Source organism: Gordonia bronchialis DSM 43247 (genome assembly GCF_000024785.1).
Taxonomy (GTDB): Bacteria; Actinomycetota; Actinomycetes; order Mycobacteriales; family Mycobacteriaceae; genus Gordonia; species Gordonia bronchialis.
This window is the reverse complement of sequence record NC_013441.1, coordinates 3,384,961-3,398,447: the sequence shown is the minus strand read 5'-3', so window position 1 is coordinate 3,398,447 and position 13,487 is coordinate 3,384,961. Positions and strand designations below refer to the sequence as shown.

General features: G+C 67.7%; 13 protein-coding genes. 7 read left to right on the top strand and 6 right to left on the bottom strand.

Annotated features, from left to right (window positions below):
- Window positions 1-58: 58 nt before the first annotated feature.
- Genes GBRO_RS15760 through GBRO_RS15740 form a run of 5 tightly spaced genes read right to left on the bottom strand, consistent with a single transcriptional unit; the run spans window position 59 to window position 5,556 of the window.
- A complete protein-coding gene (locus GBRO_RS15760) occupies window positions 59-787 on the bottom strand; it encodes a sirohydrochlorin chelatase (protein ID WP_012834891.1) in 729 nt (242 codons plus the stop codon).
- Window positions 784-2,091 (bottom strand): sulfate adenylyltransferase subunit 1, encoded by a 1,308-nt coding sequence (locus tag GBRO_RS15755; protein ID WP_012834890.1) that lies wholly within the window; start codon window positions 2,089-2,091, stop codon window positions 784-786. Before GBRO_RS15755 ends, GBRO_RS15760 begins: the two co-directional genes overlap by 4 nt.
- Window positions 2,091-3,041: a sulfate adenylyltransferase subunit CysD gene (cysD, locus tag GBRO_RS15750; RefSeq protein WP_012834889.1), complete on the bottom strand. Its 951-nt coding sequence runs from the start codon at window positions 3,039-3,041 to the stop codon at window positions 2,091-2,093. Before cysD ends, GBRO_RS15755 begins: the two co-directional genes overlap by 1 nt.
- Window positions 3,038-3,787 (bottom strand): phosphoadenylyl-sulfate reductase, encoded by a 750-nt coding sequence (locus GBRO_RS15745; RefSeq protein ID WP_012834888.1) that lies wholly within the window; start codon window positions 3,785-3,787, stop codon window positions 3,038-3,040. The genes cysD and GBRO_RS15745 overlap by 4 nt, the downstream gene beginning before the upstream one ends.
- Complete coding sequence (locus GBRO_RS15740) at window positions 3,784-5,556, bottom strand: nitrite/sulfite reductase (protein WP_012834887.1); 1,773 nt, start codon at window positions 5,554-5,556, stop codon at window positions 3,784-3,786. The genes GBRO_RS15745 and GBRO_RS15740 overlap by 4 nt, the downstream gene beginning before the upstream one ends.
- A gap of 396 nt (window positions 5,557-5,952) precedes the next feature.
- Here GBRO_RS15740 and hemW point away from each other — a divergent pair, with 396 nt between their 5' ends.
- Complete coding sequence (gene hemW / locus GBRO_RS15735) at window positions 5,953-7,131, top strand: radical SAM family heme chaperone HemW (RefSeq protein ID WP_041920596.1); 1,179 nt, start codon at window positions 5,953-5,955, stop codon at window positions 7,129-7,131.
- A 117-nt stretch (window positions 7,132-7,248) separates the two neighbouring features.
- Here the strand turns inward: hemW and GBRO_RS15730 are convergent, their stop codons facing one another.
- Window positions 7,249-7,761: a type II toxin-antitoxin system VapB family antitoxin gene (locus GBRO_RS15730; protein ID WP_012834885.1), complete on the bottom strand. Its 513-nt coding sequence runs from the start codon at window positions 7,759-7,761 to the stop codon at window positions 7,249-7,251.
- Window positions 7,762-7,847: 86 nt separating this feature from the next.
- Between GBRO_RS15730 and hrcA the strand changes: the two genes are divergently transcribed.
- The 6 genes from hrcA (at window position 7,848) to ybeY (ending at window position 13,485) form a co-directional block, all read left to right on the top strand.
- On the top strand, window positions 7,848-8,882 hold the full coding sequence (gene hrcA / locus GBRO_RS15725) for a heat-inducible transcriptional repressor HrcA (protein ID WP_012834884.1): 1,035 nt from the start codon (window positions 7,848-7,850) through the stop codon (window positions 8,880-8,882).
- Window positions 8,883-8,990: 108 nt separating this feature from the next.
- Window positions 8,991-10,154, top strand: a complete 1,164-nt coding sequence (gene dnaJ, locus GBRO_RS15720; protein WP_012834883.1) for a molecular chaperone DnaJ — start codon at window positions 8,991-8,993, stop codon at window positions 10,152-10,154.
- 14 nt (window positions 10,155-10,168) lie between these two features.
- A complete protein-coding gene (locus GBRO_RS15715; protein WP_012834882.1) occupies window positions 10,169-10,918 on the top strand; it encodes a 16S rRNA (uracil(1498)-N(3))-methyltransferase in 750 nt (249 codons plus the stop codon).
- Window positions 10,906-11,700: an alpha/beta hydrolase family protein gene (locus tag GBRO_RS15710; protein WP_085950372.1), complete on the top strand. Its 795-nt coding sequence runs from the start codon at window positions 10,906-10,908 to the stop codon at window positions 11,698-11,700. The genes GBRO_RS15715 and GBRO_RS15710 overlap by 13 nt, the downstream gene beginning before the upstream one ends.
- 109 nt (window positions 11,701-11,809) lie before the next feature.
- The gene (locus GBRO_RS15705; RefSeq protein ID WP_041920594.1) at window positions 11,810-12,922 is read left to right on the top strand and encodes a PhoH family protein; all 1,113 of its coding nucleotides are present in this window, start codon (window positions 11,810-11,812) and stop codon (window positions 12,920-12,922) included.
- The gene (gene ybeY, locus GBRO_RS15700; RefSeq protein WP_012834879.1) at window positions 12,919-13,485 is read left to right on the top strand and encodes an rRNA maturation RNase YbeY; all 567 of its coding nucleotides are present in this window, start codon (window positions 12,919-12,921) and stop codon (window positions 13,483-13,485) included. The genes GBRO_RS15705 and ybeY overlap by 4 nt, the downstream gene beginning before the upstream one ends.
- Window positions 13,486-13,487 lie beyond the last annotated feature (2 nt).

The window sequence follows — 13,487 nt, the reverse complement described above, 5'->3', positions numbered from 1 at the left end:
CGGATTCGGCAGCACGATCAACGTGATCCGTCGCACGGTCAATGATGGCGGCGGGTGTTCAGCCGCGGAAGGCTGCCTCGCGGTCGCGATCGATGTCGCGGGCCGCGCGGTGGTACAGCGTGCACACCGCGTCGACGACGTCGGGGTGCGCGCCCAGCGGGCCGGCGACCAGTGCGTCGGAGACGATCGTGTCGAGGGCTCGTTCGACCCGTTCGGTGAGCAGCCCGGCGGACAGGAAGTAGGGACTGAGTACCACTCGGCGGGCACCGCCGGCGTGCAGACGTCGAACGGCACTGTGCAGCGCGCGATCACCCGGGCCCAGCTTGGTGGCGAACACCGTCTCGACGGGGCGGTGCAGGTGCGTGGACAGCTCGATGGCGCGTCGGTGTACGTGCCGGTCTGCGTGGGCGTCCGACGACCCGACGGCGCACAGGATGACACCGTCCTGCTCGGACATTCCGGCCTCGGCCAGCCGCTGCCGCAATGCCGAGGTCATCGGATATGTACCGAGGACCTCGGTCTGGCGGGCATCGGGGTTGCGCTCGGCGAGGATCGCCGGCAGGTCGGTCTTGCTGTGGTAGCCGGCTGCGAGCAGCAGCGGAACCACCACGGGCGCATCGGATTCGGCGACAACGTCACCCACGAGCGGGACGTTGAGGTCGAGAAACGACAGCCGGACCGTCACACCGGGCAGCTGCGCGGCCACCGCGTTGCGGACACGGCGGGCCGTGTCGCCGAAACGCGGATCACGGCTGCCGTGTGCGGCAAGAACGAGAGTCGGTGTCACACCAGCTCTTTGAGGTGAAGCGGAGAGAGCGCGTCACCGACGAGACCGGCCGCCAGGGTGTTCCCGCCCTGCGGGTCGATCAGCAGGAAGCTGCCGGACTCGCGGTTGGTCTGGTAGTCGTCGGCCGGGATGGGCTCGGCGGTCTGCACCGAGATACGGACGATCTGGTTGAGCTCCACCGATTCCGGTGCTGGAACCAGCGCCAGGTTCTGCTCGTCGAACAGCGCGTCGAGCGCACCGACGATGGCCTGGGTGGTCTTGGTTCCGTGCTTGAGCAGCAGGCGGGCTCCCGGGCGCAACTGCTTCTCGGCGAGCCAGCATACGGTTGCGGTGAACTGCTGCACCGGTTCCGGGGCGTCGACGGCCGAGGCGATCACGTCACCGCGGGAGATGTCGACGTCATCGGTGAGCAGCAGGGTGACACTGCGCCCGGTGTGCGCGCTGGCCAATGGTCCGTCGGCGGTGTCGATCTGGCTCACGGTGCTGCGCTGCCCGGACGGCAGGATCACCACCTCGTCGCCCACGGACACCCGGCCGGCCGCGATCTGGCCGGCGTATCCGCGGTAGTCCGGGTACTCGGGAGTGCGCGGCCGGATGACGTACTGCACGGGGAATCGCAACCCGACCTGACGTCGATCGGTCAGATTGGGCACGGTCTCGAGGTGTTCGATCAGAGTGGGTCCGTCGTAGAACGACGTCGATTCCGACCGGATCGCCACGTTGTCGCCGCGCAGCGCGGAGACGGGGATGGAGGTCACCTGCTCGTCCGACCATCCCAACGAACGAGTCAGCTCGGCGAAGTCGGCGGAGACCTCGGCGAACACCGTCGCCGCGTCGTCCACCAGGTCGATCTTGTTGACGGCCAAGACGAGCTGCGGCACACCGAGCAGCGCCATCACCGCGGCATGCCGACGTGTCTGGGCCACAACACCGTTGCGTGCGTCGACGAGCAGGATGACCAACTGGGCGGTCGACGCGCCGGAGACGGTGTTGCGGGTGTACTGCACGTGACCGGGGGTGTCGGCGAGCACGAATGACCGTGCGGGAGTTGCGAAGTAGCGGTAGGCCACGTCGATGGTGATGCCCTGCTCGCGTTCGGCGCGCAGTCCGTCGACGAGCAATGACAGGTCCGGGGTGTCCAGACCGCGGTCCACCGACGCCTTGGTGACCGCGTCGATCTGATCGGCGAGAACCGATTTGGTGTCGTACAAAAGGCGGCCTACGAGTGTCGACTTGCCGTCGTCCACGCTGCCCGCGGTGGCGATGCGCAGCAGGTCCGGAGCGTGGTGGTGGGTCGAACTCATCAGAAGTATCCTTCGCGTTTGCGGTCTTCCATGGCGGCCTCGGACACGCGGTCGTCGCCGCGGGTGGCGCCTCGTTCGGTGAGTCGCGATGCGGCGACCTCGTCGAGGACGGCGTCGTTGTCGGCGGCCTCGGACAGTACGGCGCCGGTGGAGCTGCCGTCGCCGACGGTGCGGTAGCGCACCGAGAGTCGTTGCAGCTCTTCTCCTTCGCGCGGTCCGCCCCAGACGCCGGGAGTCATCCACATGCCATCGCGCAGGAATACGTCGCGCTCGTGGGCGTAGTAGATCGACGGCAGCAGCACCTGCTCACGGGCGATGTAGCGCCAGATGTCGAGCTCGGTCCAATTGGACAACGGGAACACGCGGACATGCTCACCGGGGGCGTGGCGGCCGTTGTAGAGATTCCACAGTTCGGGGCGCTGACGCTTGGGATCCCATTGCCCGAAGGCGTTGCGCAGCGAGAAGATCCGCTCCTTGGCGCGAGAGCGTTCCTCGTCGCGGCGGCCGCCGCCGAACACCGCGTCGAAGCGGTTCTCGGTGATCGCGTCGAGCAGCGGAATGGTCTGCAGCGGGTTGCGAACACCGTCGGGACGCTCGGTGAGGCGGCCGTCAGCGAGGTAGTCCTCCACCTTCGCCACATGCAACCGCAGGTTGTGGCGCGCCACAACCTGATCGCGGAACTCGAGCACCTCGGGCAGGTTGTGCCCGGTGTCCACGTGCAGCAACGCGAACGGCAGCGGAGCCGGCCAGAACGCCTTGAGCGCGACGTGCAGCAGGACAGTCGAGTCCTTGCCTCCGGAGAACAAGATCACCGGACGCTCGAATTCGCCTGCCACTTCCCGGAATACGTGAATGGCCTCGGATTCGAGGGCGTCGAGCGTGCTGAAGTCGTCGGTCTCGGCGATCGGTGCGGGGAGCTCGGTGCCGGCCGTGGAATCGATGATGGTCATGCGTGCAGCCCACATTCTGTCTTGGCGCGACCGGCCCAGCGGCCGCTGCGCGGATCGGATCCGGGTTCTGGCTTGGCCGTGCATGGTGCGCAGCCGATGGATGGGTAGCCCTCGTCGACGAGCGGGTTGACTAGGACACCGTTGGTGTCGATGTAGTCCTGCATGGTCTCGTCGGACCACGGGGCAATCGGGTTGATCTTCACCAGCCCGAAGCCTTCGTCGAAGGAGATGAGCGGCGCGTTGGCGCGGGTCGGTGCCTCCACGCGGCGGATTCCGGTGACCCAGGCGTCGTAGCCGGACAGGCCGGCCTTGAGCGGGACCACCTTGCGGAGCCGGCAGCACTCGCCTGGATCACGGGCAAAGAGGTTGCGGCCCAGGAGTTCATCCTGTTCGGCGACGCTGTGTTCGGGGGTGAGGTTGACCATGTCGACGCCATAGACCTGCTCGACGGCATCGCGGGTACCGATGGTCTCGGCGAAGTGGTAGCCGGTGTCGAGGAAGAGGACCTTCACCGGGGAGCCGTTCAGCAGATCGCGGTCGACGTGCTTGACGGCGAGGTCGACGAGCGCGGCGTCCTGCATATTGGAGGCCACCACGAAGTTGTCGCCGAAAACCCGCGCGGTCCAGGCGAACAGCTCTTCCGGGGTGGCGTCGGGGCCCAACTCGTCGGCGCCCTGGGCGGCGAGCGCTCGCAATTCGTCCTCGCTGAACCGGCGGCCGGTGGCCGCCGCGGTGGACGCGGTCATCGCAGTGCCTCCTCGTCTGCACGAACGGCCCACTGCGCGAACCGTTCTCCTTCTTCGCGCTGATCCACGAAGTTGCGGACCACGCGGTCGATGTAGTCGCCGAGTTCGGTGGAGGTCACCTTGTGCTGACGCAACTTGCGACCGAATCCGGAGTCCATGCCGAGGCTGCCCCCGAGATGGACCTGGAATCCCTCCGTCTGGCCGCCGTTGTCGTCGTCGACCAGCTGGCCCTTGAATCCGATGTCGGCGATCTGCGAGCGGGCGCACGAGTTGGGGCACCCGTTGATGTTCACGGTGATCGGGACATCGAGCTTCTCGTTGATGTCGGCGAGACGTTCCTCGAGTTCGGGCACCAGGAGCTGCGAACGCTTGCGGGTCTCGGTGAAGGACAGCTTGCAGAACTCGATACCACTGCACGCCATGAGGTTTCGGCGCCAGTTGGACGCGCGGGCCGACAGGCCCTGGCCGGCGAGGTCGCTGATGAGCTGCTCCACCTTGTCGTCGGCGACGTCGAGGACGACCACCTTCTGATACGGGGTGAAGCGGATCCGGTCGGAGCCGGCGCGCTGCGCGGCGTCGGCGACGGCAGTGAGCTTGGTGCCCGACACGCGTCCGGCCACCGCGGCGAAGCCCACCGAGTTCAGACCGTTCTTGAGTTTCTGCACGCCGACGTGATCACGCGGCTGTGTGAGCGGCTCGGGGGCCGGACCGTCGATGAGCTTGCGGCCCAGGTACTCGTCTTCGAGGACCTGACGGAACTTCTCGATGCCCCAGTCCTTGATGAGGAACTTCAGCCGCGCCTTGGCGCGCAGGCGGCGGTAACCGTAGTCGCGGAAGATCGACACGACGCCCTCCCACACATCGGGGACCTCGTCGAGCGGAACCCAGGCACCGACACGCTGCGCCAGCATCGGGTTGGTCGACAGTCCGCCGCCGACCCACAGGTCGAGGCCGGGGCCGTGTTCGGGATGGACCACGCCGATGAAGGCGACGTCGTTGATCTCGTGGGCCACATCTTGCAGACCCGAGATCGCCGTCTTGAACTTGCGTGGCAGGTTCGAGTACTTCGGGTCGCCGATGTAGCGGCGCACGATCTCGTCGATGGCCGGGGTGGGGTCGAGGACCTCGTCGACGGCGTCGCCGGCCAGCGGCGATCCGAGTACCACACGCGGGCAGTCGCCGCAGGCCTCGGTGGTCTTGAGCCCCACGCCCTCGATGCGCTCCCAGATGGTGGGGACGTCCTCGATGCGGATCCAGTGGTACTGGACGTTCTCGCGGTCGGAGAGGTCCGCGGTGTCGCGGGCGAACTCCGTCGAGATCTGGCCGAGGGTCCGCAGCTGCTCCACGTTGAGCGCACCGGCGTCGCATCGGATGCGCATCATGAAGTGGTTGTCCTCGAGGATGTCGATGTTCTCGTCGCCGGTCCACGTGCCGTCGTATCCCTGGGCGCGCTGGGTGTAGAGCCCCCACCAGCGCATCCGGCCACGAAGATCCTGCTTGTCGATCGAGTCGAAGCCCTGCTTGGAGTAGATGTTCTCGATGCGGGCGCGCACGTTGAGCGGGTTGTCGTCCTTCTTGACCTGCTCGTTGGGGTTCAGCGGCTCGCGGTAGCCGAGCTTCCACTGACCTTCCGCACGCCGCTTGGCCGGACGCGGCTTGCGGGCCGGGCGGGCGGGCCGCGCCGGTGCGTCGCCGGCGGCCGAAGCCTTGTCTGCGGCGTTGTCGGCGCCGGTCGCCGTGACGGCAGGGGCATCTGTTGTGGACGTCATGAAGTCTCCTGTGCCGGCACACAGGCCGACCGGTATCGCACGATGAACGGGCTGAAAACGTGCCGGCATCCCGCAGCTTGCGGGGACTCTCAGGGCCGAGACGTCGCTAGAGGCGACAGAAAGCGCTGCAGACGCGCTTGAGATCAATGTGGCGGCGAGCGGCCAGCCACACCCCTGGGAAAGTCACGGTGTCCATATTGCCACGCCGATCCTCGCCTCGTCTACTTGGGGTTATTTTCCATCATGGTGACGCAAAGGTCTCCGGGCCTACCGATGGGTGTTGGTACATCGAACAAGGCCGGCGGCCGACCGACTATTCCCGTATCCGCCGATTGTCTTCTGCGGTCGGGTGGTCGGCATGATGGAACGGTGAAACTCGAGGTCTCGGATCAGGTGATGGCCGATCAGGCCGTCGTCGCTGCCTGCGCCGACGCCGATCCCGATACGCCGTTCGGCCTCTACCTGCATGTGCCGTTCTGCGCGACGCGATGCGGATACTGCGACTTCAACACCTACACGGCGGGTGAACTGGGCTCGTCGTCGTCGCCGGAGTCCTGGCGCCGAGCCGTGGCGGCCGAACTCGAACTGGCCGCCGGCATGCTGTCACCGGCCCGGCCGGTGTCGTCGATCTTCGTCGGCGGGGGAACGCCGTCGCTGCTCGGCGCATCCGGGCTGACCGAGCTGCTCGACCGCGTGCGGGACAACTTCGAGCTCGCCGACGACGCCGAGATCACCACCGAATCCAATCCTGAGTCCACCTCCCCGGCATTTTTCGACGGCCTGGCGGCGGCGGGCTTCACGCGCGTCTCGCTCGGCATGCAGTCGGCAGCACCCCATGTGCTCGCGGTCCTCGATCGCATCCACACGCCCGGCCGCGCCGTCGCGGCGGCCCGCGAGGCGACGGCGGCCGGTTTCGACCACGTGAATCTCGACCTGATCTACGGGACGCCGGGGGAGACCGACGCGGATCTGCACGCGAGTATCGACGCGGTCCTCGATGCCGGCGTCGACCATGTCTCGGCGTACGCGCTGATCGTCGAGGACGGCACCGCGCTGGCCCGGCGGATACGACGAGGTGAAATGCCGGCTCCCGACGACGACGTGCTCGCCGACCGTTACCGCATCCTGGATCGGCGTCTCACCGACGCCGGATTCAGCTGGTACGAGGTGTCCAACTGGGCGCGAAGTGCGTCTGGCGAATGCCGGCACAACCTCGCCTACTGGCGCTCGGACGATTGGTGGGGGATCGGACCCGGCGCGCACTCGCATGTCAACGGTGTCCGGTGGTGGAACGTCAAGCACCCGGCGCGCTATGCGCAGACACTCGGCGAGCGACATCTGCCGCGCGCGTCGTCGGAGACTCTCACCCCCGAGGACCGCCATGTCGAGACGGTGATGCTCACCGCGCGTTGCCGCGAAGGTCTGCCGGCGAGCGCTCTCGATGACGCCGAGAACCGGCGGGCGCGTGAGTTGTGCGGCGACGGTCTGCTCACTGCTGGTGAGGATTCCTACGTCCTCACCGACGAGGGACGTTTGCTCGCCGACGGCGTGGTGCGCCGAATCCTATGGGGGTGAGGGACTCTCAGTCGCCGGTGAGGTCGGTGCGGGCCAGTCGCGCGAGCCCGATGACGAAGATCGCGAACGCGATGACGGCGAAATCCCAAATGGTCGATACCGGCCCCGATGTGGCCGCTACTGACGTCGCGGTTCGTGGTCGTCGGAGCCGAGCCCGGCGGTCCGGCCAACACGCCAGCTCCGACCGTCGGCCTGCGGGGTCGTCCATCCGGTGCTGCGCCCGCCGGCCGGCGCGGCGTCGCGCCGATGGGCGCCCGCGGGCCGCTCGGCTCTGGGGAGTTCCGCGGTGTCACCGAGCTGACTCTCCAGGGACTCGGTGCCCCGGCTCAGATCCAGTGTGTCCAGATCGAGGGTGCGAGCGTGGATGACGTGCCGGTTGCGCAGGGCGGAGCGCACGGCGCGGTGCAGGCCGTCCTCGAGGTAGAGCTCGCCCTGCCAGCGGACCACATGCGCGAACAGGTCACCGTAGAACGTCGAGTCCTCGCTGAGCAGTTTGTCCAGCGCGAGCACCGTGGTGACGGTGGTGAGCTCGTCCAACCGGAGCTGACGCGGCGGGATCTTGGCCCACGCCCGCGTCGACAACCCGTGGTCGGGGTAGGGCTTACCCTCGCGAACCCCCTTGAAGATCATCGCTTGCCCGGCCTTTGCACCGCTGTTTCGTAAGATGGATGTCACCCACTGTATGGCAGAGCGGGTCCGGTCAGGAGGTGTCCAGCATGTCCAGCACGGACGACCGTCGTTTCGCGATCCTGCGCGCGATCGTCACGGATTATGTCGACACGCAGGAACCGATCGGCTCGAAGGCGTTGGTCGAGCGACATCAGCTCGGCGTGTCCAGTGCGACCGTCCGCAACGACATGGCCGTCCTCGAGGCGGAGGGATACATCACCCAGCCGCACACCAGTTCCGGGCGGGTGCCCACCGACGAGGGCTACCGGGTGTTCGTCGACCGGATCAGCGAGATCAAACCGCTGTCGGCAGCCGAACGCCGGGCCATCCTCTCGGTTCTGGACTCCGGCGTCGACCTCGACGACGTGCTGCGCCGGTCGGTCAAACTGCTGGCCCAGCTGACCAGGCAGGTCGCGGTGATCCAGTACCCGGCGCTGTCCACGGCGACCGTCCGCCATCTCGAGGTGGTGACGCTCTCGGCGTCCCGGTTGCTGCTGGTGGTGATCACCGACAACGGTCGCGTGGAACAGCGGATGGTCGCGCTCTCGCAGGATCTCGACGAGGAGGACTTCACCCGCCTGCGGGACATGTTCTCCAATGCGTTGCACGGCAAACGCCTCGAGGAGGCCTCGGCCGCGGTCACCGAACTCGCCAACGAGGCGCCGGACGACATCCGCACCGCGGTGGTGAACGTCGCCACGGTGCTGGTGGAAACCCTGGTGGAGCGCGGCGATGACCGCCTGGTGCTGGGCGGCACGTCGAATCTGGCACGGTCGGCCGCCGATTTCGCGCCCGTTCTCGGTGGCATGGACACCGTGCTCGATGCGCTCGAGGAGCAGGTGGTGGTGCTCAAGCTGCTGGCCGCCACCCAGCGTATGGGCGCGGTCACAGTGCAGATCGGCGAGGAGACGCAGACCGAGAACCTGCGTGGAACCTCGGTGGTGTCGACGGGGTACGGTGCATCGGGCACGGTGTTCGGCGGGGTGGGCGTGCTCGGGCCGACCCGCATGGACTATCCGGGAACCATTGCCTCGGTCGCGGCCGTTGCCAAATACGTCGGTGAGGTGCTCGCCGAGCGATGACCCGCGCCGCGGCAGCCGGCGAATCCCCGGCCGTGGCCATACCGACGATGGACCCAGCGCCGTCCGCGGCGTGAAGTGAACTCTTGAGACCGAAGGACCGAGACAACCGTGGCACGTGATTACTACGGAATCCTGGGTGTGCCCCAAGGGGCCAGCGAGCAGGAGATCAAGCGCGCCTACCGCAAGAAGGCCCGTGAACTGCACCCGGACGTCAATCCGGGCGAAGAGGAACGCTTCAAAGAGGTCAGTACCGCCTACGAGGTGCTGAGCGACCCGGAGAAGCGGCGCATCGTCGACGCCGGTGGCGATCCCCTCGCGACGGCGGGTGCGGGCGGTTTCGGTGGTGGATTCGGCGGTGGTGGTTTCGGTGACGTGTTCGAGGCGTTCTTCGGCTCGGGTGGCGCCTTCGGCGGTGGTGGTGGCTTCGGTGGCGGTCGTGGCCCGCGTTCACGCGTGCAGCCCGGCGAACCCGCGCTGGTCGCGGTGGAGCTCGACCTCGCCGAATGTGCCTCGGGGGTGAACAAGGAGATCACGGTCGACACCGCGATCCTGTGCGATGTGTGCACCGGCTCGGGCACCAACGGCACCAGCAAACCCGTCACCTGCGACACCTGTGAGGGCAACGGCCAGATCCAGGCGGTGCAGCGCTCGCTGCTCGGCCAGGTGATGACCGTGCGCGAATGTCCCACCTGCCACGGTGTCGGCGAGGTCATCGCCGACCCGTGCCACAAGTGTGGGGGTGACGGCCGGGTGCGCTCGCGCCGCACGATGACCGTCCGGATCCCGGCCGGCATCGAGAGCGGGATGCGGGTGCGGCTGGCCGGTCAGGGTGAGGTGGGGCCGGGCGGTGGTCCGGCCGGCGACCTCTACGTGGAGATCTCCGAGCGCCCACATGAGGTGTTCATGCGCGACAAGGACGACCTGCACTGCACCCTGCGGGTGCCGATGGCCGACGCCGCGCTCGGTGCGGAGTTCAGCGTCGACACCATCCTCGGCGATCCGGTGACGGTCGCCATCGCCGCCGGCACCCAGCCGGGCCAGGTGGTCAAGCTGCGCGGCCAGGGGATGCCGCACGTGAATTCCGGCGTGCGCGGAACAATGCACGTGCATCTCGACGTGGTGGTACCCGCCAAGCTCGACAGCGCGCAGGCCGCGGCGCTCAAACGGTTCCGGGAGACCTCCGACGACCAGATCGAGATCGTCAGTACGACGAGCGCGGCCGGTCCGGGTGGCCTGTTCTCCCGGCTGCGCAACGCCTTCGCGGGCCGGTAGAGGCCGGTGCGTCGGTGAGTCCTCCGCTGTTCTGGGCTCAGACGGTCCCCGAGCCGGGAACCGACGCGGTGCTGAGCGGTCCGGAAGGGCGGCACGCCGTCACCGTCACCCGGGTGGCGGTGGGTGAGCGGATCGTCATCGGCGACGGCGCGGGGTCGACGGCGGTGTGCGAGGTGCAGGCCGTCGAATCCAAGGACACCCTGATCGCCCGCGTACGTGAATTCGCTTATGTCGCACCGCCGGACCCGCAGGTGACGGTGGTGCAGGCGCTGCCGAAGTCGGAGCGTTCCGAACTCGCCGTCGACCTGGCCACCGAGGCCGGTGCCGATGTGATCGTGCCGTGGCAGGCAGCACGATGCGTTGCCCGATGGGCGGGCAAGGCCGACAAGGGAGTTGCCAAGTGGCGGGCCGCCGCATCGTCGGCGGCCAAACAGAGCCGGCGCGCCTGGATTCCCGAAATCACCGACCTGGCCACCACCACGGATGTCCGCGCACTGTGTGCGGACACCATTGCCACCGGCGGCCTGGTCGCGATCCTGCACGAGGAGGCCACCGGCGGGCTGCGTGAACTCCCTCTCGCACAAGCCAATCGGATCGTCCTCGTGATCGGGCCCGAGGGTGGTCTCGACGACGGCGAGGTCGACGATCTCACCGCGCTCGGTGCCGAACCGGTGCTCCTCGGACCGGAGATCCTGCGGACCTCCACCGCGGCGGCCGTGGCACTCGGCGCGATCGGCGTGCTGACCGAACGGTGGAGCCGGTGAAACGCTGTCCGGTTCATCGGACCAAGATCGAATATGGTTCGGCGCCTTCGCAATACGGACACCTCTATCACGCGGCGGACCCTGCCGACCTGCCCGCTGTGGTGCGGCCGGTGGTACTGATCCACGGTGGCTACTGGACCACCGAATTCGGCCTCACCATCGAATCGGCGATCGCCCGCCGGTATGCCGAGCGGGGCGCGTTGGTGTGGAACATCGAATACCGGCGGATCGGCGAACCGGGCGGCGGCTGGCCGAACAGCCTGACCGACGTCGTCGCCGCGCTCACCGCACTCGACGAGCAGGCCCGGAACGCGCTGCCCGACGAGGTCGCGCGGGTGGTCGACTGGTCCTCGGTCGGTGTCGTCGGGCACTCCGCGGGCGGCCAGCTCGCGGTGGCCGCGGTCGCCCGTCTCGGCGCGCGGACGGCGAAGACGCGCATCACCACCGTCGTCGCACAATCGGCCGCCCTCGATCTGGTGGGGGCGGGCAAGGCAGGCCGGCCGTCGGTGCGGGCGTTCCTCGGCGCCGATTACGCCGACGCCCCACAGCGCTACCGCGATGCCTCCCCACTCGAAGCGCCCGTCTTCGACGCCCACGTGGTGGCCGTGCACGGCGACAAGGACACCGCCATCCCGGTTGCGGTGAGCCGTGACTACGTCGAGGCCGTGACCGCCCGGGGACAATCCGCGGAGCTGATCGTGGTACCAGAGGAAGGACACGACGTCTTCGTCGATCCGCGCAGCGTCGGCAACCGGCAGACCATGCGGGTGCTCGGGATCTGAGTGCCCGCGGAATATTGCCTGCTGATCGGCGGTTGCTCCGCGATACACTGACGTGAAGCCCACACATGCGCGCCACCGGCGCCCCGCATCCCTAGGAGTGATCTCATACGTGACTGACGACAATCCCGACACGAGCGGGCAGTCGAGTGCGGCAGCGTCGCGCCGACCTGTGGTCACGTCGAGCAGGCGGGTGGGTGGGAAATCCACCGTGGAGATCTCTCCCGACATGGTGTTCGGGCTGCTCGGTGCCAGTGACGTCAACCTGCGCACTCTCGAACAGCTGCTGCCCGCCGACATCCACGTGCGCGGCAATCAGGTCACTTTCACCGGAGCACCTGCCGACGTCGCCGCGTCCGAGCGGGTCATCGCCGAACTCGTCGATCTCGTGGGACGCGGCACCCCGCTGACCCCTGATCTGGTCCGTCAGGGCGTGTCGATGCTTTCCGAACAAACCGCGGAGTCGCCCGCCGACGTGCTGTCGCTGGACATCATCTCCCGGCGTGGCAAGACCATCCGGCCCAAGACGCTGAACCAGAAGAAATACGTCGACGCGATCGACGACCACACCATCGTCTTCGGGATCGGCCCCGCCGGTACCGGTAAGACCTACCTGGCGATGGCCAAGGCGGTGCAGGCCCTGCAGTCGAAGTCGGTCAACCGGATCATCCTGACCCGGCCGGCGGTGGAGGCCGGCGAGCGCCTCGGATTCCTGCCCGGGACGCTCAGTGAGAAGATCGACCCGTACCTGCGGCCGCTCTACGACGCGCTGCACGACATGATCGACCCGGAGTCCATCCCCAAGCTGATGGCGGCCGGGGTGATCGAGGTGGCTCCGCTGGCCTTCATGCGCGGCCGCACGCTCAACGACTCGTTCATCATCCTCGACGAGGCCCAGAACACCACGACCGAGCAGATGAAGATGTTCCTGACCCGCCTCGGCTTCGGCTCCAAGGTGGTCGTCACCGGTGACGTGTCCCAGGTCGATCTTCCCGGCGGTGCCCGCAGCGGTCTGCTCGCGGCAACCGACATCCTCGACGGTATCGACGACATCCATTTCTCCAAGCTGACCAGTCAGGATGTGGTGCGGCACCGGCTGGTTGCCGACATCGTCGACGCCTACGGCCGCGCCGAGGAGTCGCAACGCGGACAGTTGCGCGACGCCGACCGGCTGCCAGGTAACCGGGCGGCCCGACGATCGGCCAACCACGGACGTCGCTCATGAGCATCGAGTTCGCCAACGAATCCGGCGTCGAGGTTCCCGCCGAACTCATCATCGAGGCAGCCCGGTTCGCCATCGTCGCGATGGACGTGAACCCGGCCGCGCTCCTGTCGGTGCTGTGCGTCGACGAGGACACGATGGCCGACATGCACGTGCAGTGGATGGACCTGCCGGGGCCGACCGACGTGATGAGCTTCCCGATGGACGAGCTGGTGCCGGGCGGTCGTCCCGACGCCGCGGATCTGGGGCCGGCCATTCTCGGTGACATCGTGCTGTGCCCGGAGTTCGCTGCGCAGCAGGCGAAGACGGCCAAGAGGTCCTTCGACCACGAACTGTCGATGCTGACCATCCACGGTGTCCTGCATCTCCTCGGTTTCGACCATGCCGATCCCGACGAGGAGCGGGAGATGTTCGGTTTGCAGAACGAGATCCTCGACGCCTTCTACGCCGAGCGGCACCGGCTCGCTCAACAGCAGCGGCAGTCCGACCGGGACGCGCGGCTGTTGTCCAACATCGGTTTCACCGGTGATCCGGGCGCCACCGATGTGCCCCCCGAGGAGAAGTGAGC